This window comes from Salinimicrobium gaetbulicola, assembly GCF_042676025.1.
Lineage (GTDB): Bacteria > Bacteroidota > Bacteroidia > Flavobacteriales > Flavobacteriaceae > Salinimicrobium > Salinimicrobium gaetbulicola.
This window is the reverse complement of the sequence record NZ_JBHTJP010000032.1, coordinates 549,079-573,546: the sequence shown is the minus strand read 5'-3', so window position 1 is coordinate 573,546 and position 24,468 is coordinate 549,079. Positions and strand designations below refer to the sequence as shown.

General features: G+C 39.7%; 20 protein-coding genes. 16 read left to right on the top strand and 4 right to left on the bottom strand.

Translation table 11 applies throughout. The features are described from left to right. Positions 1-313 precede the first annotated feature (313 nt). From ACFQ1G_RS04020 to ACFQ1G_RS03945, 16 genes are all read left to right on the top strand, one after another. The gene (locus ACFQ1G_RS04020; RefSeq protein WP_380736986.1) at positions 314-1,000 is read left to right on the top strand and encodes a hypothetical protein; all 687 of its coding nucleotides are present in this window, start codon (positions 314-316) and stop codon (positions 998-1,000) included. Between the two features lie 100 nt (positions 1,001-1,100). Then, positions 1,101-1,799, top strand: coding sequence for a hypothetical protein (locus ACFQ1G_RS04015; RefSeq protein WP_380736985.1), 699 nt, complete (start codon positions 1,101-1,103; stop codon positions 1,797-1,799). 97 nt (positions 1,800-1,896) lie between these two features. Further along, positions 1,897-2,385 (top strand): DUF6913 domain-containing protein, encoded by a 489-nt coding sequence (locus ACFQ1G_RS04010; RefSeq protein ID WP_380736984.1) that lies wholly within the window; start codon positions 1,897-1,899, stop codon positions 2,383-2,385. Then, a complete protein-coding gene (gene dapA, locus ACFQ1G_RS04005; protein WP_380736983.1) occupies positions 2,378-3,253 on the top strand; it encodes a 4-hydroxy-tetrahydrodipicolinate synthase in 876 nt (291 codons plus the stop codon). Before ACFQ1G_RS04010 ends, dapA begins: the two co-directional genes overlap by 8 nt. Before the next feature lie 118 nt (positions 3,254-3,371). Continuing rightward, positions 3,372-4,187, top strand: coding sequence for an outer membrane protein assembly factor BamD (locus ACFQ1G_RS04000; protein ID WP_380736982.1), 816 nt, complete (start codon positions 3,372-3,374; stop codon positions 4,185-4,187). A gap of 15 nt (positions 4,188-4,202) precedes the next feature. Next, positions 4,203-4,529, top strand: coding sequence for a DNA-directed RNA polymerase subunit omega (locus ACFQ1G_RS03995; protein WP_380736981.1), 327 nt, complete (start codon positions 4,203-4,205; stop codon positions 4,527-4,529). 3 nt (positions 4,530-4,532) lie between these two features. Then, entirely contained in the window at positions 4,533-5,744 is a 1,212-nt protein-coding gene (coaBC, locus tag ACFQ1G_RS03990) for a bifunctional phosphopantothenoylcysteine decarboxylase/phosphopantothenate--cysteine ligase CoaBC (RefSeq protein WP_380736980.1), read from the top strand. Beyond that, on the top strand, positions 5,737-6,627 hold the full coding sequence (gene porD / locus ACFQ1G_RS03985; protein WP_380736979.1) for a type IX secretion system protein PorD: 891 nt from the start codon (positions 5,737-5,739) through the stop codon (positions 6,625-6,627). The genes coaBC and porD overlap by 8 nt, the downstream gene beginning before the upstream one ends. 58 nt (positions 6,628-6,685) lie before the next feature. Further along, positions 6,686-8,338: a DNA repair protein RecN gene (gene recN / locus ACFQ1G_RS03980; protein ID WP_380736978.1), complete on the top strand. Its 1,653-nt coding sequence runs from the start codon at positions 6,686-6,688 to the stop codon at positions 8,336-8,338. A 49-nt stretch (positions 8,339-8,387) separates the two neighbouring features. After that, complete coding sequence (locus ACFQ1G_RS03975) at positions 8,388-9,212, top strand: enoyl-ACP reductase FabI (protein ID WP_380736977.1); 825 nt, start codon at positions 8,388-8,390, stop codon at positions 9,210-9,212. Between the two features lie 101 nt (positions 9,213-9,313). After that, entirely contained in the window at positions 9,314-10,354 is a 1,041-nt protein-coding gene (locus ACFQ1G_RS03970) for a glycosyltransferase (RefSeq protein ID WP_380736976.1), read from the top strand. Then, positions 10,314-11,273 (top strand): YbbR-like domain-containing protein, encoded by a 960-nt coding sequence (locus ACFQ1G_RS03965; protein WP_380736975.1) that lies wholly within the window; start codon positions 10,314-10,316, stop codon positions 11,271-11,273. The genes ACFQ1G_RS03970 and ACFQ1G_RS03965 overlap by 41 nt, the downstream gene beginning before the upstream one ends. Next, positions 11,270-11,854: a dephospho-CoA kinase gene (gene coaE, locus ACFQ1G_RS03960; protein ID WP_380736974.1), complete on the top strand. Its 585-nt coding sequence runs from the start codon at positions 11,270-11,272 to the stop codon at positions 11,852-11,854. Before ACFQ1G_RS03965 ends, coaE begins: the two co-directional genes overlap by 4 nt. A 71-nt stretch (positions 11,855-11,925) precedes the next feature. Then, positions 11,926-13,497 carry a sensor histidine kinase gene (locus ACFQ1G_RS03955; protein ID WP_380736973.1) on the top strand — a complete coding sequence of 524 codons (1,572 nt, stop codon included), beginning with the start codon at positions 11,926-11,928 and terminating at the stop codon, positions 13,495-13,497. 3 nt (positions 13,498-13,500) lie between these two features. Further along, positions 13,501-14,223 (top strand): response regulator transcription factor, encoded by a 723-nt coding sequence (locus ACFQ1G_RS03950; RefSeq protein ID WP_380736972.1) that lies wholly within the window; start codon positions 13,501-13,503, stop codon positions 14,221-14,223. 136 nt (positions 14,224-14,359) lie between these two features. Further along, positions 14,360-20,605 (top strand): HYR domain-containing protein, encoded by a 6,246-nt coding sequence (locus ACFQ1G_RS03945; protein WP_380736971.1) that lies wholly within the window; start codon positions 14,360-14,362, stop codon positions 20,603-20,605. Here the strand turns inward: ACFQ1G_RS03945 and miaA are convergent. From miaA to ACFQ1G_RS03925, 4 genes are all read right to left on the bottom strand, one after another. Continuing rightward, positions 20,602-21,552, bottom strand: coding sequence for a tRNA (adenosine(37)-N6)-dimethylallyltransferase MiaA (gene miaA, locus ACFQ1G_RS03940; RefSeq protein WP_380736970.1), 951 nt, complete (start codon positions 21,550-21,552; stop codon positions 20,602-20,604). The two genes, ACFQ1G_RS03945 and miaA, sit on opposite strands and share 4 nt — an antisense overlap. Then, the gene (locus ACFQ1G_RS03935) at positions 21,506-22,342 is read right to left on the bottom strand and encodes an ion transporter (RefSeq protein WP_380736969.1); all 837 of its coding nucleotides are present in this window, start codon (positions 22,340-22,342) and stop codon (positions 21,506-21,508) included. The genes miaA and ACFQ1G_RS03935 overlap by 47 nt, the downstream gene beginning before the upstream one ends. A 63-nt stretch (positions 22,343-22,405) precedes the next feature. After that, a complete protein-coding gene (locus ACFQ1G_RS03930) occupies positions 22,406-23,779 on the bottom strand; it encodes an exonuclease domain-containing protein (RefSeq protein WP_380736968.1) in 1,374 nt (457 codons plus the stop codon). Between the two features lie 16 nt (positions 23,780-23,795). Continuing rightward, positions 23,796-24,455, bottom strand: coding sequence for a YggS family pyridoxal phosphate-dependent enzyme (locus ACFQ1G_RS03925; protein WP_380736967.1), 660 nt, complete (start codon positions 24,453-24,455; stop codon positions 23,796-23,798). Positions 24,456-24,468: the final 13 nt, after the last annotated feature.

The following is a 24,468-nucleotide window of genomic DNA, read 5'->3' as shown; positions in this document are numbered from 1 at the left end:
ATCAGACATAAATGCCTCATCTTGGTTAGTTTAAGTTTGTGTACTTCTTAAAACGGTTTAGCTAGTTTTCAAAATTTTTTTAAGCTCAAATTTTGAAGGGAGGCAGGCTTATATAAAGCTATTAAATAATTCTAAATCGATGAAGATTTCCAAAGATCAAACCTAAGTAATGTAAGTATTTTGGCTAATTTTTAGGGGTTACGGGAAGTGGAATTTTAACAGGATTAGCCTAATTTTTTGGTTTTCAGGAGGATGATTCCAAAAAATGTTATATTTTTCACAAAGTTTTTAAGTTATTTATATATCAAAACCATTGGAATACAGTAAGAAACTTCACGGTATTTTTCTACTCATTGCCATCCTGTTCGTTATAGGGTCTATTTTCAGCTATGACGGGCTAACTTTAGTTTCGAACTATTTGCTGATCCCGACTTTGATCTTCTATTACCGCCTTAAATCAGGAAACTGGTTTCCATTTATGGTTGCAGCACTTGTATTTTTTTATGTTCGGGATATTTTTCTGATCTACGGTTTTGATCATTTTCCATGGTTGATCATTGGATCATTTTTTCTTGGCCTTTTAATTATTTATGTATTTGCATTAACCGGTTTCAAAACATCAAAAATGCATGTGGTCGAAGGAATTTCTCTTCTTATTCTATACACGTTTTTAGCTTTTCTGTTCATTACGGTTTCAGGATTAGTGCCACAAGCCCTACCCGATTATGAAACCATTACTTACTTATATCAATTCTTGCTTATACTGTTATTAGGGGTGACCTTCACCGGTTATCTTCTAAAATCGCACTATGCCTCATTATGGCTTATGCTGGCCTCTGCATCTTTACTGGTTTCTGAGATCTCACTCTTTTTTAAAATGCATGTGGTGTCAGACATTAGTGTCAATATTTTTTACCCTCTATTTCATGTAATGGCTTATTATGCGTTAATTCAACATGCCCTACACAGAAGACGCTCATTACAAACTCCCTACTTTTAAAATTATGGACCTAATGTTTATTAAATCATTAATAACTTGAGGGCAAGGAATTAAATTTTCTGCTGCTGAAATTTATATATTGCGAAAATTTTTGGTGAAAATGAGACAAAAATACTTGTTTGCCCTTCTGGTTATAATTGCTATGTTGGCAAATGTCATTGGTATTTTTAATGATAATTTCTGGCTTTCCAGCAGCAGTGAGTTATTTTTCATCGTTCCTTTGATCTTATATTATTTCAAGGAACTACCTCTAAATAATCTTAATTTTTACACCTTTTTAGTATGTATAATTTCGGCTAACACCTTGGGATTAATCAACGGCGTGTGGTTTCTTAATTATATAATTCTTGGTTTGTGGCTTGCAGCCTATATATTTCTAGTAAGAGAAGCCATAAGGCACACAGAATATGAAAGGGGCAGTAAATTAATGACGCTTTACTTTGTAATAGTAGTGGCTGTGTACACTTATTTGTTGTCTTTGCACATACTTGAATTAGAGCGTAGCTTAAATGACGGTCTTGAGCTTTCTTTTTATTTAGTGTATTATTTAAATATTCTTATTCTGGCGATCACCGCTTTGATCTATTATCTTAATTCCTTTTCACGTAAGTCGGTTTTCTTTATGTGCCTGGCGATATCTTTTATCTTTTCTGATGTGCTTAGGGATATGGAAGTATTTTATTTTCCGGATCTTAGTGTGGAGATCGTTGGGTCTCTAATTCGATTTGCAGGACTTAAGCTTGCTTTTCTCTTTTTCGTAACTCGAGAGAAAAAACTCAGATTGCTCCACTTAGTGTAGGAAATTTATTAGAACATCGCTACTTTTCGCATTCCTATAATACCTAATTTTGCTCCATATGCTATCAAACCTAAAAATTAGGGTAGCCAAACAAAGAATGGCATCCGTTATAAAGAATTCCCTGGGAGGAGATGAGAAAAAGTTTCCTCGATTTGGTGTAATTCTTGATTCTGAAGACGAATACTTAAAAGAGAGCTTTCTACAGCTGAAAGATGAATTTGGTTTACGGGATACAGATCTTTTAATTCTCACCTGTAGGGAGGAAACAAAAAAAGAAGACGTGTATCAGGGACTGGTCTTCTCTCGGAAGGATTTAAACTGGAAGGGAAAGATAAAAAATGGAGAGGTCGTTAATTTTGCTAAGGGCCCCATGGACGTACTGATCTCATTTACCGAAAACGATTATAAACTGGCTACTTTTTTGGTGTCGGCAACAAATGCCGATCTAAAAGTAGGGAGGGCTGATAATGAAGGGAATCCCGGTTTATTTGATATTGTCATTAATACAGGTTTTGATGAGGTAGAGGTATTTCTCATGGAATTGAAAAAATATTTACGAATAATAAAAAATACACATAATGAATAAGTTCGTTGGTACCGGAGTTGCGCTAGTAACTCCTTTTACAGCCGATTTGAAAGTAGATGTTGAAGCTTTGCGTAAGTTGGTTAGCTTTCAAATTGATAATGGAATTGATTACCTGGTAGTTCTGGGTACTACAGGTGAAAGTGCAACCCTTACTTCCGAAGAAAAGAAGCAGGTGATTTCTACCGTGGTCGAGGAAAATAAAGGAAGATTGCCACTTGTGTTAGGAGTAGGAGGAAATTGTACGAACAAGGTAGTTGAAGAGTTGAAAAGTATGGACCTATCAGATTTTGAAGCCGTTTTGTCAGTATCTCCATATTACAACAAACCTTCCCAGGAAGGAATCTATCAACATTATAAAGCTGTAGCGGAAGCTTCTTCAAAGCCGGTGATCTTATATAATGTGCCGGGGAGAACTGCTTCAAATGTGCTTCCGTCAACTGTGAAAAGATTAGCTGAAGACTTTAAGAACATTATTGGGATCAAAGAAGCGGCAGGAGACATGGTGCAGGCAATGAACCTGATCAATATGGTGCCTGAAGGATTTTTAGTGATCTCTGGAGATGACATGATCACTTTACCTATGGTCCTGGCTGGTGGTCACGGTGTTATTTCGGTGATCGCTCAAGGATTCCCTGCCGAGTTCTCTAAAATGGTGAATTTAGGTTTGGATAGGGAGGTCAATGAGGCTTATAAACTTCATTATGAGATCGCTCCTTCTATAGATCTTATTTTTGCTGAAGGTAACCCGGTTGGAATTAAAGCGATGTTAGCTAAACGAGGAATCTGTGAAAATACGCTAAGATTGCCATTAGTGAAATCAAGCCCTGAATTGACCGAAAAGATCAATTCTTTCGTAGATAATTTCTAAGTGTTTTTAGACATAAAGGTTCCTGGAAAAGCGCTGAAACTGCTTATGGAACCTGTGAGAACTAAAGTTTTTATAATAAGGTAGAAAAGAGTATTTTTGCCAGATGTTAATACAAAGAATGAAAAAATTTATCCTCTTATTAAGCGTAGTAATAGTTGCATCTTCCTGTGGCCAGTATCAAAAGGTTCTCAAAAGTGAGGACTCCGGTTTGAAATACAGTACCGCAGAGAAATTGTACAATGAAGCTAAGGCTGGAGAAGGAAATGAAAAGAGCAAATTCAAGAAAGCCCTTCGTTTATTTGAACAAATAGTTCCTGAGTACAGGGGGAAACCCCAGGGTCAGAAACTGGTTTTCCTGTATGCTGATACATATTATGAACTAGGGGATTATTACCTGGCAGGTTACCAGTTCGAGAGATTTGTAGAAACCTATCCGCAAAGTGAGAAATTAGAAGAAGCAGCATTTAAAGGTGCGAAAGCTTATTACTTCCTTTCTCCGAGATATGACCTTGACCAGACTGAAACTCATAAAGCAATTGCAAAATTGCAAGGTTTCATTAACCGTTTTCCTGAAAGTGAAAAACTGGATGAGGCTAACGAATTGGTTACAGAGCTTCGTGTGAAGTTGGAAAAGAAAGCTTATGAAATTGCGAAGCAATATCACCATACCCGTAACTATATATCGGCTATAACCGCTTTCAATAATTTTATTTCAGAATATCCGGGCTCCCCATTTAGGGAAAAGGCATTTTATTACAAGTTTGATTCCGCATACCAGTATGCAATCAACAGTTATGCTTATGCAATGCCTGAACGTCTAAAGACGGCTCGTAACTTTTACCAGGATTATGTAAGATATTATCCTGAAGGTGAATTTTTGGAGGAAGCACAAACCTCCTTTGCCGACATCAATGAAACAGAACAAAATTTATAATCAAGAGAAGTAACAATGATAGATTTAAAGAAGACTGATGCGCCTGTGAATACCATTACTTTGGATAAAAATTCAATTGATGCGCCTACGAACAACATTTACGAAGCGATCTCAATTATTTCAAAAAGGGCTACTCAGATCAACTCTGAAATTAAAAAGGAGTTGTTGGAGAAGTTAGATGAATTTGCTACTTACAATGACAGCCTTGATGAGATCTTTGAAAACAAAGAACAGATCGAAGTTTCCAAGTTCTATGAGAAATTGCCAAAGCCACACGCTTTAGCCGTTCAGGAATGGTTGGAAGATAAGATCTACTCTCGCAACACTAAAAGCGAAGAATAAAATATGTCTGTATTAAGCGGCAAGAAAATACTACTTGGTGTTACCGCTGGTATTGCCGCTTATAAAACAGCTTTTTTAGTTCGGCTGTTTGTGAAGGCCGGGGCAGAGGTAAAAGTGATCCTAACACCTGCTGCCAGGGAGTTTGTAACTCCGCTAACACTTTCCACATTATCTAAAAATCCTGTCATTTCTTCTTTTACTCAGGAAGAAGATGACAACGGTTTATGGAACAACCATGTTGATCTTGGACTTTGGGCAGATCTCATGTTGATCGCTCCTGCCACCGCCAATACTCTTTCAAAGATGGCGACCGGCAACAGCGATAATTTTCTTTTAGCAACCTATCTTTCCGCTAAATGTCCGGTTTATTTTGCACCGGCCATGGACCTGGATATGTTCAGGCATCCTTCTACAAAAAAGAGTTTTGAGACCCTTGTTTCCTTCGGAAATATTATGATCCCGGCAACTTCGGGAGAACTTGCGAGTGGATTATACGGGGAAGGAAGAATGGCTGAACCTGATGATATCGTTGAGTTTATTGAGAACGATATTTTATCGAATCTTCCGTTAAGAGGTAAAAAGGTATTAATTACCGCAGGTCCTACTTATGAAGCAATTGACCCCGTGCGATTTATCGGGAATCATTCCAGCGGAAAAATGGGATATGAACTGGCTGCTGCCGCATATAGGGCAGGAGCAGAGGTGACCCTTATCTCAGGGCCAACTCATTTGCAGAATCCGATTGAAGGGATTCAGCTTATTCGGGTTCACAGTGCCCAGGAGATGTATGAGGCCGCGATCGAACATTTTGACTCGATGGATGCTGCCATAGCTGCTGCGGCTGTTTCAGACTATAGACCGAAACACTTGGCCAGTCAAAAGATCAAAAAGGCAGATGAGAACCTAAATATGGAGTTAGAAAGAACTCCAGATGTTCTGGCTTCCCTCGGAAAAAGAAAAAAACACCAGGTGCTTGTCGGTTTTGCATTAGAGACAGAAAATGAACATGAGAACGCTTTAGGGAAACTGGATCGTAAAAACCTGGATTTTATCGTGCTTAATTCCCTGAATGATAAAGGCGCAGGCTTTAAGTCAGAAACAAATAAGATTAGTATCTTGTACAGGAATGGCAAAAGATCTGATTTTGGATTGAAATCCAAAAAGGAGGTTGCCGGGGATATCTTAAACGAACTAATCGAATTGATGAATGAATAAGCTGTTCTTTTTTCTGGGTCTTCTTTTTATTACAAGTATAAGTTTTGGACAGGAGTTGAACTGCCAGGTGGTTGTAAACGCTGAGCAAACAGGTAGGACTAACGTCACGGTTTTCAAAACCCTTCAAAACTCCCTTACAGAATTCATTAACCAGACCAAATGGACTAATCGTCAGTTTTTGCCGCATGAGCGCATTAATTGCAGCATGTTCATCAACATATCCAGTTACGAAGCCGATTCTTTTACAGGTACTATCCAGGTGCAATCATCCAGACCGGTATTTGGTTCCACCATGATCAGCCCGGTATTCAATTTTAAAGATGAGCAGTTCGGGTTTACGTATTCAGAATATGCTCCGTTCAGTTTCAATGCAAGTGAATTCAATTCAAATCTAACCTCAGTGGTCACATTTTATGTATACACCATTCTAGGTCTTGATGCAGATACTTTCCAGGAGCAAGGTGGAACTCCGTATTTTGAAACTGCCAACCAGATTGTGAACACTGCCCAGCAAAGTGGTCGTGCAGGCTGGAAAGCTATGGATGGAAACTCTTCCAGATATCGTTTAATTACAGATCTGTTGTCTAATTCATATACCGGCTACAGGTCGGCGATGTACGGTTATCACCGTAATGGTTTGGACAGAATGCATATGTCTCCTGCAGAGGGAAAAAAAGCCATTGCAAAAGCCATTTTAGACCTCGACCGTATGAATGACCGCAGGCCTAATTCTTTGGTTGTCCGAACTTTTTTCGATGCAAAAGCCGATGAAGTTTCGCAGGTTTTTAGCGGCGGGCCTTCTGTATCGGTAAAAGAAGTGGTGGATGCTCTCAATACTTTGGCGCCTACTTTTTCTGAAAAGTGGAGCAACATCAGGTATTAAAAAACTACTTTGATTCGGAATAATTTCTCCCGTATCTTTACCTCAAATTTCAATTCTCTTGCTAACAACGCTTTCAATAAAAAACTACGCCCTTATTGAGGATATTCAAATGAATCTTCAGAGTGGCTTTACCATTATTACCGGGGAAACCGGGGCGGGAAAATCCATTATGCTGGGAGCACTTTCCCTGTTATTGGGGAAAAGAGCCGATTTTAGTGCCATTCGTGATCAGGATAAGAAATGTGTGATCGAAGGGACATTCAATATAGCTCCTTATGAGTTACAATCGCTTTTTGCTGCGGAAGATCTTGATTATGAATCCCAGACTATTATAAGGAGAGAGATCCTTCCTTCGGGAAAGTCAAGGGCCTTTATCAATGACACGCCTGCAAACCTTTCTTCACTTCAGGTGTTGGGGGAACGTTTACTGGATATTCACAGTCAGCATGAGACATTGAGCCTGGGTGATAATGATTATCAATTTTTGGTGATCGATTCGCTTGCGAAAAATTCCGAGGAAATTAAAGCTTACAGGGAATCTCTGAAGGAATTAAAAAAGCTTCAGAAGCAATTACATGATCTAAAAGAGGAGCAGGCACAGGCTACCAAAGAATACGATTATAATTTATTCCTTTTGACAGAGCTGCAACAAGCCAAGCTTGCAGCTGGAATGCAGGAAGAGCTGGAAGAACGATATGAAGAGCTAAGCAATGTGGAGCAGTTGACCGAACAGCTAGGCAGCGCGGTGAATTATATACAGCAGGAAGAAATTGGTGCTGCAGCGGCATTGAAAGAAGCGCGTAATAACCTGCAGCGTATCGCGGGAATTTCTACGACCTACCAGCAATTATACGAGCGTTTACAAAGTGTGAATATTGAGCTGGATGATATCGCGGTGGAACTCGAAACTTCTCTTGATAAAGTTGAAGCCAACCCTGAAGAGCTTGCGCAGGTTAATGATAAGCTACAGGTGTTATATAATCTTCAGAAGAAGCATATGGTTTCTACTGTTGAAGAGCTGAAACAAATCCAGGATGAGCTGGCTCAAAAGGTTTCGGTTTCAGAAAATGCCGATGCGGAGATCGAAAAAGCTGAAAAAGCCATTTCCCTTCAAAAGGAAAAATTACGGGTGCAGGCGAACAAAATCCACGCTTCGCGAAAGGCCGTCATTCCGAAGTTCATAAAAGAGATCGAGACCATTTTGGCAGATCTTGGAATGCCGAATGCCACCTTAAAGATAGAGCTGGAGCCACAGGAGGAATTTTTCCCGAATGGTCATGATAAATTGAACTGGCTGCTTTCCGCGAATAAAGGAGGTAGTTATAACGATATTAAAAAAGCGGCTTCAGGAGGGGAGTTATCCAGGATCATGCTGGCCGTAAAAAGCATTTTAGCGACATACAGTAAACTGCCTACCATCATTTTTGATGAGATAGACACGGGAGTTTCGGGAGATATCGCGCAAAAAATGGCTGGTATCCTTCAAAAAATGGGGAATGTCATGCAGGTTATTGCCATTACTCACCTTCCGCAGATCGCCGGAAAAGGAGGGTCTCATTTCAAGATCTATAAGGAAGACGCTGCTCATAGCACCATAACCAATATTAAGGAATTAAAAGGAGAAGAGCGGGTTGAAGAACTTGCCATGATGCTTGGCGGAAAGAACATTAGCGATTCGGCCGTGGCACATGCAAAAGCGCTTCTTAATTAAAAGATGTTTATTATATTTACCCGCTTAACAGAAACCAAAAAAATATACCATGTCATATAATCTACTGAAAGGAAAAAAAGGGATCATCTTTGGTGCCTTGGATGAAAACTCGATTGCCTGGAAAACTGCTGAGCGTATCCACGAAGAAGGCGGAGAATTTGTTTTAACGAACGCGCCTATTGCCATGAGAATGGGAAATATCAAAGAACTTGCTGAAAAGACTGGTGCTGAGATCATTCCTGCTGATGCGACGAGTGTAGAAGATCTTGATAACCTGGTGGAAAAGGCCATGGAGATCCTTGGTGGAAAACTTGATTTCGTATTGCATTCTATTGGGATGTCTGTGAACGTAAGAAAAGGGAATCATTATACTGAAATGAACTACGATTATACCACTAAAGGGTGGGATGTTTCGGCGGTTTCTTTTCATAAGACCATGCAAAGCCTTTACAAGAAGGACGCTATGAACGAGTGGGGGAGCATTATGGCTCTTTCTTATATCGCTGCTCAAAAGGTTTTCCCTGATTACAACGATATGGCAGACAATAAAGCCTATTTGGAGTCTATTGCCCGTAGTTTCGGGTATTTCTTCGGAAAAGAAAAGAAAGTACGTGTAAACACCATTTCACAATCTCCAACTCCAACTACTGCCGGACAGGGAGTGAAAGGTTTCGACGGATTCATCGCGTATGCAGATGAGATGTCGCCGCTAGGAAACGCTACTGGAATGGATTGTGCCAATTATATCGTGACTCTTTTCTCAGACCTTACTAAAAGAGTAACTCTACAAAACCTGTATAATGATGGAGGATTCTCAAACATGGGAGTTAGCCAGCAGGTAATGGAAGCCTTTGTAAAAGGACAGGAAAAATAAGCTAATTCAAACTACATATTTGAAGGGTCGTAAAATTTAATTTTTGCGACCCTTTGTTTTTTTAGGGCTTAAGCGAATGATTTCTTTAATACATTTGTGATATGGAAATAACCTACTCATTCATAATTCCGGTTTTTAACAGGCCCATTGAGATCAAGGAACTTTTGGAAAGCATGCGGCAGTTGAAATTCGACCGGCCCTTCGAAGTGGTGATCGTAGAGGATGGATCTACAGTTCCTGCCAAGGATATTGTGGATGGTTTTGCTGAGGATTTGACCATTAGTTATTTCATGAAACCCAATTCCGGGCCGGGTGACTCCAGGAATTATGGAATGAAAAGGGCAAAAGGTAATTATTTTCTCATTTTAGACTCAGATGTGATCCTGCCTCCTTATTACCTGTCAGAAGTCGACAAATCTTTAAAACAGCATTTTGTTCATTGTTTTGGAGGGCCAGATGCGGCGCACGGGGATTTTTCACCCATCCAAAAGGCGATCAATTATTCCATGACCTCTTTCTTAACGACCGGCGGATTGAGAGGGGGGAAGCGAAGCATTGGGAAGTTTCAACCCAGAAGTTTTAATATGGGATTGTCTCGGGAAGCCTTTGAAGCTTCTGAAGGTTTTGGGCGAATTCACCCGGGAGAGGATCCCGATCTTGCTCTGCGACTTTTAGAAAATGGGTATGAAACCTGTCTTTTTCCGGGAGCATATGTTTATCATAAAAGAAGAATTGATTGGACTAAGTTCTATCAGCAGGTATATAAATTCGGTTTGGTGCGGCCGGTGCTGAATAAATGGCACCCAGATTCTAAAAAGCTTACCTTTTGGTTTCCAAGTGTTTTTATGGCAGGATTGGTCTTAAGTTTGCTGCTTGCCTTGTTTGGTTTTCCCCAGTTATTGTTTTTCTACGGAATTTATTTTGTGATCATTTTTTTCCATTCCCTGTTGCAGAACTTGAGTTTAGAGATCGCAGCCTATTCGGTTTGGGCGACTCTGGTGCAATTTTTAGGATATGGGTTTGGTTTCTGCCGTTCTTCCTACTATCTTAGAATTCTCAATGAAGCCCCAGAAAAGAGGTTTCCGAAGTTATTTTTTAAAGATGCTAAAAAGACTGAAGGCCTTAACCAAAACCCGGTTTAAAAAGACCAATTTCAACTCGTTTTTCTTTTTTCTATTTTTTGCGGTGGTGATCTGGATCTTTGTTCAGTTTTCCAAGCAATACAATGAGATCATTGACATTCCCGTGAGTTATGTCAATATTCCTCCCGATAAACTTTTGAGTCCTGATAATCCTTCGGTGCTAAAATTACGCATGGAAGAGAACGGGTTTAAGATCGCATGGTTTTCATTGTTTCCACCCACTTTGTATATAGACGTTTCTAAATCTGTGGAACAGGACGGTAAATTGCTTTATTTTATTGATGAAAACCGAAATGAGATCCTTTCTCAATTAAATATTGATTTTGAGGACAGTCAGTTCGTGAAAGATGTGTTATCCATACAGTTTCAACAAAAGGAAGAAAAGATACTTCCTGTAATTTCTAACATCGAGGTGAATTTTGCAGCTGGTTATTCATCCATAGAGACACTCAGTATTCAGCCCGATTCGGTAACTGTAAGCGGGCCCCGCAAGCTTTTGGATACCCTCACCCGGTTGACCACACGTGATCTTAAGCTTCAAAAAGTAAACGATGACCTGGATGGAAGTATAGAGATTGATACCTCTGGCTTAAAAGATCTTACCATTTATACTCCGGAAGTTGAATATATGCTTGATGTTGAAAAATTCACAGAAGGTAGCGTGGATGTACCGATTGAATTAATAAATGTTCCGGAAGGGCTAAACGTAGTCATTTTTCCGAAGCAGACCTTGTTATTCTTTCAGGTGGTCTTGAATGATTACAGTAAAGTAAATGCTTCAGATTTTAGAGTAGTGGCTGATTTTTCCAAATTGCAGGGAAACCAGGATTTCCTGATTCCGGAAATTTCCAAAAAGCCCGCTTTTACAACTAATCATCGTCTTAACGAAAAAAGGATCCAGTTTATAATTAAAAAATGAAAGTACTGGGACTAACAGGAGGGATTGGAAGTGGTAAAACCACGGTTGCCGGTTTTTTTAGGGAATTGGGAATACCGGTCTATATTGCTGATGATGAAGCTAAAAAACTCATGAACTCTGATCCTGAAATTCAACTTCAAATTAAAGAGATCTTTGGGGATGTTGCATATAAGAATGGTGTTTTAGATCGACAATTCTTAGCTTCCAGGGTTTTTAATGATCGTGATCTTCTGGAAAAATTAAATTCGATCGTTCATCCTGCCGTAGGAAAACACTTCTTAACGTGGAAAGATCAGCAAGATTCAGACTATGTGGTGTATGAGGCAGCCATTCTTTTCGAAAAAGGCGGATATAAGAAATGTGATTATAACCTGCTGATTACCGCTCCTTTAGAGGTGAAATTAATGCGTTTGCAAAAGCGTGATAAAGCATCTGCCGAAGAAATTCAGGCTAGAATGAACAACCAATGGTCAGACGAAAAAAAAGCTCAGTTTGCAGACTTCATTATAGAGAATAAAGACCTCTCTGAAACCCGTGAGAATGTACGGAAAATCCATGATTTAATGCGGAAGAGCGCATAAATAGGGCATTCTTTTGTTAACTTTTGGTTAAATGGTTAATTCGCTAAATGTTAAAATCATACTTTTGAGTTATGAACAAAAAGGTATTTTTTCTTTTGGTGGTTCTCATGAGCCTCTCTCTAATAGGAATTATATTTGTTCAGGGTTATTGGATAAAAAACACCGTTGAAAGTAAAGAAGAACAATTTTCTTTCAACGCCAAACAAATACTGCGCAGAGTAGCAAGTGAAGTCGAAAACAATGAACTTGAGAACTACTATTTTGCAATGCAGGACGTAGTGGACAGTTTAGGTGTTCAACCTGACAGTTCCATTATGAGTGAGATTTTTCAAGTACAGCGAGATGAATTCTCAAACGAGATCTATGTTTATTCGCATGGTATTATTGAAGAAGATTACAAACTTTCAACAGCTTTTTTGGATGCATCTATTGATACTATCCACTTTAAAAAGCTGATCAACACGAAAGTTTCAAAGTTGGTAAAAAACGATAGTCTGAACGATAATTCGCTCTCCACCCCCAACAGGATTAACCGCATTTTTCGGATGAAAGATGTGGAAAAGGAGTTTATACGTTCCACCGTGAGCGAATATACCAGCAAAATGCCGGTTCATAAACGGGTTTCCAAGCAATACCTTGAAAGCCTTATAAACCGGGAACTCAAAAACAGGGGAATGAACACCTCTTTTGAATATGGTATTTACGGAAACGGGCTCGCCACTAAAGTTCGTTCAGAAGATTTCAAATTGAATTCGAAAACAACATATAGAGTACCGTTGTTCTCAACAGATAATGGGGAAAATGACTATCAATTGTTTGTCAATTTCACCGAAAAGAAACAGGTAGTACTGTCGTCCATAACATTAATGGCGACCTTATCGATCATTTTTACCCTCATCATCGTGATAGCTTATTCAAGTGCATTATCACAATTGATAAGACAGCGACAGATATCAGAAATAAAAACCGATTTTATAAATAATATGACCCACGAATTTAAAACACCTATAGCCACCATTAACCTGGCTTTGGATGCGATAAAAAATCCGAAGGTCATGAATGATCCAGCCAAGGTCTCTCATTATCACCGAATGATAAGGGACGAGAATAAAAGAATGCACGCCCAGGTAGAAAATGTTCTTCGAATATCAAGACTTGAAAAGAACGAGTTAGATCTCAAGAAAGAGCGTCTTGATATGCATGAATTGATTGAGGAGGCTATCACACATGTCGAATTGATTGTTGAAGACAGGGGTGGTTATATTAAGACCCACTTTGGAGCGTTGAAATCTTCTATCCTGGCAAACTCTACACATTTTACAAACGTTATTGTCAACATACTGGATAATGCCGTAAAATATTCTCCCGAAGATCCCAAAGTGGACATCTACACAGAGAATGTGAAGAACTATATCGTGATGAAAATAAGAGATCAGGGAAGCGGAATGACGCGACCTGTTCAGAAAAAGGTTTTTGAAAAGTTTTATCGCGAACACACCGGAGACATCCATAACGTTAAAGGTCATGGCCTTGGCCTGGCTTACGTTAAAAGAATTCTCGATGACCACCAGGGAACTATTAGCGTGGAAAGCGAGAAAGGAAAAGGAAGTACATTTATAATTAAACTACCACTAATATCTTAATTTATGGAAACTGAAAATAAGAAGATTCTACTAGTTGAAGACGATCCAAATTTTGGAACGGTACTAAAAGATTACCTGGCAATGAATGACTATGAGGTCACTCATGCCAAAAATGGAATGGAAGGATTCGAAAAATTCAAAAAAGATGATTTCGATCTTTGTATTCTTGACGTGATGATGCCTTATAAAGATGGTTTCACTCTTGCAAAAGAGATCAGAGAAAAAAATGAAGAAATTCCTATCATCTTCCTTACTGCCAAGGCTATGAAAGAAGATGTTTTAAAGGGGTACAAAGTAGGGGCAGATGATTACCTTAATAAACCTTTCGATAGTGAGGTTCTATTAATGAAGATCAAAGCAATCATGCAGCGTAAAGCCACTGATAGTGTCGCGGACAGTAAACAATTTGAGTTCCAGATTGGAGATTTCCATCTGAATTCAAAACTAAGATTCCTTACTTTTAAAGATGAGGAACCTTCCAAGCTGTCACCTAAAGAAAACGAACTATTGCGTTTACTGGCACTTCATGAAAATGATCTTATGCCAAGAGAATTGGCGCTTACAAAGATCTGGAGAGATGATAACTATTTTACCTCTCGTAGTATGGATGTTTACATTGCCAAACTAAGAAAGTACCTTAAAAAGGATGAGAATGTAGAAATCCTTAACATTCATGGGGAAGGATTTAGATTGGTGATTAGAAATAAAGAGGAAGCTCAAAGCTAACTTATAAATCACTTTTCAGTTTCTAACAAAACCTTATCACGGCAGCTGCCTGTCGTGATAATGTTTTGTGTGTTAACATTTTCTTCACCCTCCCTTACTCTGCATTAGGTTATATTTAGTGTATAACCACCACAGAATGAGTGAGGTCCCCAAAAATAATCTACACTTGAAATTTTGTTGTCTACCCTCATCTGGGGTAGCACGAATTTCCTTTTTTTGGGTTTTCTTCCTGATTAATTCCACGATTCTATTTGCCCAGGATTTCTACAATACCACCCCAGGCTTTCAATTCTTATCAAAGGTCGATCTGCCAACTGTTACTGCCGGGGATTTAAATTACCAGGATCTTACCATTGCAATTGCAACTGGTCCAGATGGTCATGTATATACTCTTACCTTCGGAAAAGGGGTAGATAAAAGAGATTCTCAGGGTAATTTAATACAAGCAGGTGTTATACCGGCTTCTCAGCTGGACAGTCCTCGGGATATTGCTATAGATGGGGAGGGTTATTTTTATATAGCCGATTATTTGGCTGCAGGTGAAACCTTTACCGATAACGGAAAGATAAGGGTATTTGATCCCTCGGGTACTTACCTTCCGGAAAGGACCATTTACAGCTCATTTTACAGGCCCTTGGGGTTAGATGTTAAAGATAATAAGGTCTACGTTGCGGAATATTACGATGGTTTACAAGGTCCTGAAAAAGGAAGCACCTTCAGCAGGATCCGAATTTATGACAAGGAATCTCATGCCGTATTGAAAGAAAATGAAAATGTTGAATTACCTATCAGGATCGCTGTGAATTCTTCAGGAACGGTTTACGTGAGCCAGGCAGGTACTGCTTCGGCTTCTGTAATTCTTCTTGATGCGAACCTTAATAAAACAGGCCAGTTGCCCGGGATTGTCTCTCCTGGTAGCGTGGTAGTTGATGGGTATGATTTTGTGCATGTTCTGGAATACGGGAACCGTTTGGAATTCAGTGATTTTATAAATTTTGAAACCCTGGCCTTTGGAGATCTTCTGGCTATCTCAGAGCAAATGATGTTCGGTATCCAGAATGAAGATTTCTATGTGAAAGTATTTAATGTGGCAGGAGATCAAGTCACCAGTCTTGTCGACCGAATTGATTTTCCTGTTGATCTTGCCTTTGATTCTTGTGAAAACTTCTACGTGGATAATGCCGATATCTTCGGAAGTTACGCGCCGTTCTTTGGTTATACCCCGTCCAGAATAGAATTCGATCTTGAGATCTATAAAAGAATTCCCACTTTTGACGCAGCTGAAGCTCCTGAGATCACCTGTAATGAAGACATTGAAATAGATTTAGCTTCGGGGGAGATCTCTACCATTGTAAACTTTCCCAGTGCTGTAGCTTCAGATAAATGCTTTGTAACCCTTACTCAAACCAAGGGTTTGCCTTCCGGAAGTGAGTTTGAAGCCAGGGAACACCTAATTGAATTTACAGCTACCGATGGGGCCGGAAATACCTCGGTCTGCAGTTTTAAGATCATTGTCAATGGAGGGGAGGATCTGCCGCCCCAATTCACAGACTGTCCTTCATCATTGGAATTTAATACAGATCAAGGAGAATGTGGTACAGTGGTGTCCTTTACGGTGCCTTCAGCGTTTGATGAATCCGGGAGTGTTGAAGTTTCGCAGACCGAAGGTCTTTCTTCAGGCTCATATTTTAGGGCCGGAGAGCATTCAATGGTTTTTGAGGCAATTGATGATCAGGGAAACAAGACCTCATGTAGTTTTAGTGTCATTGTAAAAGATGTAGAATTACCGGTTATTGAATGTCCTCAAGACCTGGAATTTACCGTTGATTTTGGGGTTTCGGGCAAAGTTGTAAACTATGATCTTCCCGTGATTTCAGATAACTGCTCCGGAATTACTTTGGAACAAATCGCAGGTCTGCCTTCTGGAAGTGAATTTCCAATCGGCTTAACTATAAACACTTATAAAGTTACAGATGGCTCTGAAAATAGTATCACCTGTGATTTTAAAATTATAATTACAGAAAGTGCAGATATTGAACCTCCTATAATTACTTGCCCTGATCAGATCATTATAGATGTTGAAAACGGGGATTGTGGGCAAATAGTCAATTATACTTTGCCTGAGGTTTCAGACAATTCCGGTGAAGTAACTATTGAATTATCTGAGGGTCCTGCACCGGGCGATTTTTTCACTTTGGGAACCACCTCTGTTAGGTATAATGCAATAGACGGGGCTGGAAATACTGCCCAGTGTAGTTTTTTGGTTAGCCTACTAGATAAAAGTCCGCCGGAAATAATCGAATGTCCCACAGACCAGGTGGAAGTCATCTCTACTACCGAATTTGTTCTGGCTGATTATCGTTCGCTGGTTTCCCTTTCAGATTGTTCTGAAGAAATTGTCATTACCCAGGATCCACCTGAAGGAACTGTTGTCACTGAGACTTCAACTATCCAGATCCTGGCAGAGGATGAAGCAGGAAATGTTTCCGAAGCATGTACTTTCAACCTGATCCTTGAAAAGGAAGATTTATTGATCACTGATTGTCCTGCCAATAAAAGTTTTGAGGTCGATGAGAGTTGCGGGTTTACGATTATGGACTATACTTCTGAAGTTTCAACCAATCACAGTGCAACGATCTCACAAATGCCAGCTCCCGGAACTCAAATTACAGAGGATACGCAGATTATAATTACTGCTGAGGATGATTTAGGGAATATTGTAGAATGTAGCTTTAAGCTTGATCTTTTCGATTCGACTGTTCCACAGCTTACCTGCCCTGGTGAAAAACAATATTCATTTGATTCGGAAACAGGATTTGTGGTACCAGATTATACATCAGAAATTTCAATAACAGATAACTGTAGCTATGAGGTGATACAGGAACCCGTTGCGGGAACTGTTCTATTCGTGAGCCAAAATGTAATGATCTCCGCGATCGATAGCTGGGGGAACAGAAGTGACTGTGAATTCTTGCTGAACCTGACAGAAGTAATTGAACCAACTGTAGAAATCACTTCATGCTCTTCGGAAATTGTCTTATACTCAAATACCGACTGTTTGGCAGAGATCCCTGATCTCAGCGAACAAATTTCGACCAATATTGAGGCTGTTATAACCCAAACTCCGCCAGCCGGAACTTTTATTGATTCACAGTCCTCCGTCGAGATCACTGCAGTTGACGCCGCAGGCAATTCCGCGAGTTGTAATGTGACCATCATAATAGAAGATAATACTCCTCCGGAGATCAGTTGCGGAAATGACATTTTTGAAACCCTTATTTTTGGAGAAGATTTCGTTTTGCCTGATTATAGAAGTACGGTTTCCGTGAACGATTGTTCTTCAGATATTTCAATTATTCAGGAGCCTGCGCCGGGAACGAGTATTACTGAATCTTCTGAAATTAGTTTTATAGCCGAAGATGCATCCGGGAACAGGTCTCAGGAATGTGCTTTTAGGCTTACTTTTCAGGAAGATGCATTGGAAATAACTGAATGTCCAGCTTCCAAAATAGCTGAAGTAAATGATAATTGCAGTTATATTCTGGTAGACTATACTTCTGAGGTCACAACCAATCATCCAGCTGAAATTCTTCAGGTTCCGGCACCGGGAACTGAAATTTACGAATCGACAATTATCGAATTTCGCGCGGAAGATGAAAATGGGAATACAGCAACCTGTTCTGTTGAACTGACCCTTGAAGACACTACCGTGCCTTTCATAAGTTGTCCCGGTGATCAGGAATTTACATTTAATGGGAATGACGGGTTTGTTATTCCTGATTTCCGACCATTGACAGAGATTTCAGATAATTGTGGTTTTGAAGTAATCCAGGAACCGGCACCCGGAAGTGTCATTTTTGAAAGTCAAAATTTAGTGATCTCCGCCATCGATAGCCGTGGGAACAGAAGTGACTGTGAATTCTTAGTCAACCTGACAGAGGTGGTGGAACCAACTGTAGAAATCACCTCATGCCCTTCAGAAATTGTCTTATACTTAAATACCGACTGCGTGGTGGAGATCCCTGATCTCAGCGAACAAATTTCGACCAATATTGAGGCTGACATAACCCAAACTCCACCAGCCGGAACTCTTATTGATTCACAGTCCTCAGTCGAGATCAAAGCAGTTGACGCCGCAGGAAATTCCGCAAGCTGTAATATGACTATTTCAATAGAAGATAATACTCCTCCGGAGATCAGTTGCGGAAATGACATTTTTGAAACCCTCAGTTTTGGAGAAGTTTTCGTGTTACCTGATTATAGAAGTACGGTTTCCGTGAACGATTGTTCTTCAGATATTTCAATTATTCAGGAGCCTGCGCCGGGAACTAGTATTACTGAATCTTCTGAAATTAGTTTTATAGCCGAAGATGCATCCGGGAACAGGTCTCAGGAATGTGCTTTTAGGCTTACTTTTCAAGAAGATGCATTGGAAATAACTGAATGTCCCGCTTCCAGAATAGTAGAATTAAATGATAACTGCAGTTATATTCTGGTAGACTATACTTCTGAGATCACGACCAATCATTCAGCTGACATTGTCCAGATTCCGGCACCGGGAACCGAAATTTATGAATCGACACTGATCGAATATCTCGCGGAAGATGAAAATGGGAGTACGGCAACCTGTTCTTTTGAAATAATCCTGAACGACACCACTGCACCTACAATAAGTTGTCCCGGTGATCAGGAATTTACATTTAATGGAGGGGATGGATTTGTAATTCCTGATTTCAGATCTTCTGCCATGGTCGAAGAGAATTGTGATTTTGAAGTAATCCAGGAACCGGCACCCGGAAGTGTCATTTTTGAAAGCAGGGAAATAATTCTTACTGTAATCGATGCCTCGGGAAATACCAATACTTGTCAGTTTGAGATTGTTTTAATAGCTGAAGAAGTTCCTATGGTAGAAATTACATCATGTGCTGCTGAACAAATTTTAGCTCTGAATGAAAATTGTTCTGTGCAGATTCCTGATCTCACAGTTGGGGTAAGCACCAATATTTCAGCCGACATTGAACAAACTCCTGCAGCGGGAACTGTGATATTTGAAAATTCTTCCGTAGAGATCAGGGCGACCGATGAGTATGGCAATGTCGATGTATGTGTGGTACACCTCAAAATTGAAGATCAGGCTGCACCTGAAATCACTTGTAAAGGAGATCTCATATTTGCCTGGGAACCTGAAAATGGATTTGTTTTACCCGATTTCTCAGCAAATACCGAAGTATTTGAAAACTGCGGAAATTATACCATAACTCAGCAACCGACTCCTAATACTATAATTACTTCTGAAACATCAGAAATCCTTCTCACCGCGGTTGATGATGCCGGGAATTCGGCTTCCTGTTCTTTTATATTGCGGTTGACCGAAGAAGAAGTTCTGAATATTACTTGTCCAGATGATCAAATTGGAGAATTGAACGACAATTGCTCTTATGTAGTGCCCGATTTCAGGGATTTGGCCCAGGTGTCTGTGGAAGATGCTGTGATAACTCAGGAGCCACCATCAGGAGAGATCATTACTTCAACTACCCAAATTACTTTGACTGTCCAAAAAGGTGAAAAAAGAACTTCCTGTAATTTTAATCTTTCCGTAGCAGATAATATTCCTCCGGAAGTAGCCTGTGTTAGTTCATTAGAGATCGATCTGGAGAATAACGAGTCAGTAAGTATTTCAGTAGATGAGATTGATGTAGGATCCACAGATAATTGCGGAATTGTTTCAAGGACTCTTTCAAAATCAACTTTCACAAGAGAGGATGAAGGAGAACAAATAATTACCCTCACGATTTTTGATGATTCCGGGAATGAATCCAGTTGCGAGGTTTTGTTGAATGTCAGAGTTCCGGAAGAACCTGGGGAAAGTATACAGTGTGTTGATGCTATTAGCCTTCAGATGGAGGAAGGAAGGAATGTTAGGTTAGATGCAAGATCACTTTTCACCGGCGGCACGGGAACCATTCAATATTCGGTGAGCAAGGAGGAATTTAGATGTGAGGATATTGGCGAACAAACGATTATTTTCAATTATGTAACTCCAAATGAAGAGGGCGCATGTGAGATCAGGGTGAAGGTAGAAGACCCGAAAGGTTTCTGTGAGCTTATTGGAGAGGAACCTGCAGATCCGTTACCGTACGTGATCATTTACCCTAATCCTGGAAGTGGTAATGTTAAGATCACTACTTCTCCTGAAATCATTTTGAACAGGGCTGAAGTCTTTGATATTCGAGGCAGGTTCTTATTTGCCAGGGATTTTCCTGAGGATGTCACGAGATTTTATGATCTGAATCTTAGTATGTATGAATCTGGGGTGTACACCATAAAACTAAGCGGGGAAGACAAAGAGTATGTGAGACGAGCGATCGTGCGTAATGATTAGCTCTGCGTTTTACTTTCCAGAAAGGAGATTATTTCTTTGCTGGGGGTTGTATAATTGAACCAGTTTATCTGCTCGTTCTTTCTGAACCATGTGAATTGTCTCTTTGCAAACCTGCGTGTGTTCTTCTTGATCTCTTCAATGGCATGTTCCTGGCTCCATTCCCCGTCAAAATATTTGAATAATTCCTTATAACCAACCGTATTCAGCGCATTGAGGCCACGTTTATCATACAACTTTCTGGCTTCTTCAATTAAGCCTTCCTGGGCCATTATATCCACCCTTTGATTTATACGGTCATATACTGTCTGTCTTTCAGCATCAAGACCGATGAAAATATTGTTAAAAGGCCTTTTTGCGGCTTCATTTTTTCTAAAGGAAGAGTAAGGTTTCCCTGTGCCGATACAAATTTCCAGCGCTCTAATCAGCCTGTGTGGATTTTGAATATCTGCTTCTGAAAAATACTGAGGATCTAATTCTTTTAGTTGCTGCTGAAGGTTTTCTATACCCTTTGTATGTAATTCCTGGTTAAGATTTACCCTGATAGACTCGTCCACCTTCGGAAATTTATCAAGTCCTTTGGTGACAGCATCCACATACAACCCGCTACCACCAACCATAATGACAGTATCGTGAGTTTGAAAAAGTTCTTCCAATTTGGTAAGAGCTTCTTTTTCAAAATCACCTACCGAATAATCATCTTCTATCGAAATATGGTGAATGAAATGATGAGGCGCTTTAGAGAGTTCTGTTGGAGTAGGTGCTGCGGTACCAATGCTCATTTCTTTAAAGAATTGCCTTGAGTCGGCAGAAAGGATCTCTGTTTGAAAATGACTGGCAAGATCCAGGCTTAAAGAGGTTTTTCCGATCGCCGTAGGTCCTACAATAACAATTAAATTGGGTTTATTCATTGAGTTTACTTCCGCAGTTATGGCAATACTTGGCGTCATCCATATGTTTTGACTCGTTACACACTCGGCACACCTGTGAATTAATAGGTACCGGAATAGTGTTATTTTTCATATCCCGTGTGTACTCTGCGCTTACGATCCCGGTTGGAACAGCGATGATTCCATATCCTAAGATCATAATAACCGAAGCAATAGCCTGACCGGCAGGGGTGACGGGGTGAATATCTCCAAACCCAACGGTAGTAAGGGTTACAATACACCAATAAATACTGATGGGGATATTGTCAAAGCCACCTTGTTCTCCTTCCACAAGGTGCATGACCGTTCCCATAATGATGCACAAAACCAAAACGGTAAACAGAAACACCATGATCTTTGGTCGGCTATCTTTTAAAGCACGTACAAGTTTGTTGGACTCACCTATATAACGGGTGATCTTCAGAATCCTAAAGACCCTTAATAAACGTAAAGCTCTAACAGCTAAGAATAAATTCTGTCCTCCAACTAGCAAAGTGAGATATGTTGGGATTGTGGATAGAAGGTCTACAATTCCGTAGAAACTAAATATGTAGTGTTTGGGGCGTTTGACCGTTATGATTCGAAGAACGTACTCAATTGTGAATGCAATAGTAATAATCCATTCTGCTTTGTAAAACCATTCAAAATACTGTGCATTCAGTGACTTTACACTTTCCAGCATCACCAGGACAATGGAGAGGATTATCACAAAAAGCAAGACTAAATCAAATAATTTTCCTGCACGAGTATCCGCTTCATAAATAATTTCATGAAGTTTGCTTCTCCAGGATGATCTGTGTTCTTCTGGCAAACGTTAGTTATATAGAGTAAAAATACATTTTTTGTAGGAACCCCCTTAACAGAAGTGAAAATTTTACTCTACAGTATCCAGTTTAATTACTTTGAGACGGTTATTCTTTCTCAAATAGCTTTGAATGATATGTTGTGAATCCCTGTCACTTCGCATCGGAGTGATGATGGACTTGATGATATCCAGGTTATTGAGCTGATAGTTGAGATTAAAATAACCGATTCCTTTGAACTGACCATTTTCAACCAGTAAGGCACTTTTCTCATCTATATCACGCCCACGATCAATAACGATCATATTCTGGTTTTCATAACTGTATTTGAGTAAGACTCTTTCCACTCGCTCATTATATTCTTCGGGAGTTTCTTCCCCAATGCATGCGCCATTACACTCCTTGATACTGTAATTGAAACAACTGCCGTTGCCGGTATGAATACCGGTAAGGCGTTGACACAGATTGTATTCTTCAACAATGTTATTCAAAACTGCTTTAGCCTGTTGAAAATTTGTGAAGGTGGTGATATTTTTCTTGCGACCATCAGCCTTTGCGATCTTTAATTGGGTATATCCTTCAGAATCTTTCGATTGATATAAGGCGTAAGAAAAGATTGTTTTTGTTAAGGCTTTATTGTACTTAGGTTTGTTTTTCTTGATCTCTTCGTTTTCCTTCAGGAGAGCATTCAGCTCATTTCCGGTAGCTTCATAACTTATGGATGCCACGTGCTTCTGAATTTCACGGGATTTCCTGTTCTCGCTTGTAAAATGCTGATTCACCCTTTTCTTGATGTTCTTGCTTTTTCCAATATAGATGATTTCCCCTTCAGAATCGTGGAAATAATATACGCCGGTAATGGATGGAAGCTCCTCCAACAAATAGATCAGTTTGGTATCCATTTGATTTTTTGGAGTATTTCTAACCGAATTCTTCAGGATCTCCTTATCGGTGTCCTTTGCGAGCAACATTTTAAAAAGTTTCACGGTAGCCTGAGCATCTCCGCTGGCCCGGTGACGATCGCTTAAAGGAATTCCCAGTGCACGTACCAGTTTTCCAAGGCTGTAAGAAGCTTGTCCCGGAATTAATTTTTTAGAGAGTTCTACCGTACACAAACTTTCCCTCTCAAATTCAAAACCAAGTCTTTTAAACTCGGTGCGGAGGATACGGTAGTCAAATTTCGCATTATGGGCAACAATGATGGTACCCTCTGTGATCTCCACTATGCGTTTTGCAACTTCATAGAACTTGGGAGCATGCCGTAACATCTCATTATTGATACCTGTCAAGCCAATTACGAAAGGTTGAATAGGAATCTCAGGATTCACCAGGCTAATAAACTGGTCAATTACTTTTGTACCATCAAATTTGTAGACAGCAATTTCAGTAATTCCCTCTTCATTATACTTTCCTCCTGTAGTTTCTATGTCTAAAATTGAGTACAAATGCTAATATCTGTTTCTAATTATAATTACGCTCACCAAAGATCGAACTTCCAACTCTTATCATATTGCTTCCACATTCCAGGGCGATCTTGTAATCGCCGCTCATACCCATGGACAATATTTCAAAAGATTCACGGTCTTTTTTAAGGTCGTCAAAAGTAGTCTTTAAAAAGCTAAATTCCTGTCTAATTTTGGCATCATTTTCTGTTAAAGTTGCCATTCCCATCAACCCAACTATCTTAACATGAGACATTTTGCCGTAGGTTTCAGAGTTCAGGATAGTTTTAGCTTCATCAACAGTTATTCCATATTTGGTATCTTCTTCGGCAATTTTGATCTGAAGCAAGCATTCAACAGTTCGATCATGTTTTTTGGCTTGTTTTTCGATCTCTTTAAGCAACTTCAGGCTATCAACAGCATGAATGAGGTCTACGAAACCAGCCATGTATTTCACTTTATTGCGTTGTACATGCCCAACCATATGCCATTTTATATCCTTCGGAAGATCTTCATGCTTCTGTTCCATTTCCTGGATCTTATTCTCGCCAAAAACTCTTTGTCCGGCTTTGTAAGCTTCCATTAGATCTTCGTTAGGTTTGGTCTTGGAGATAGCAACCAAAGTCACGTCAGCAGGAAGTTCTGCATGAAATTCTTTTATTTTATCTGCAATGCTCATTATTCTAAAATTG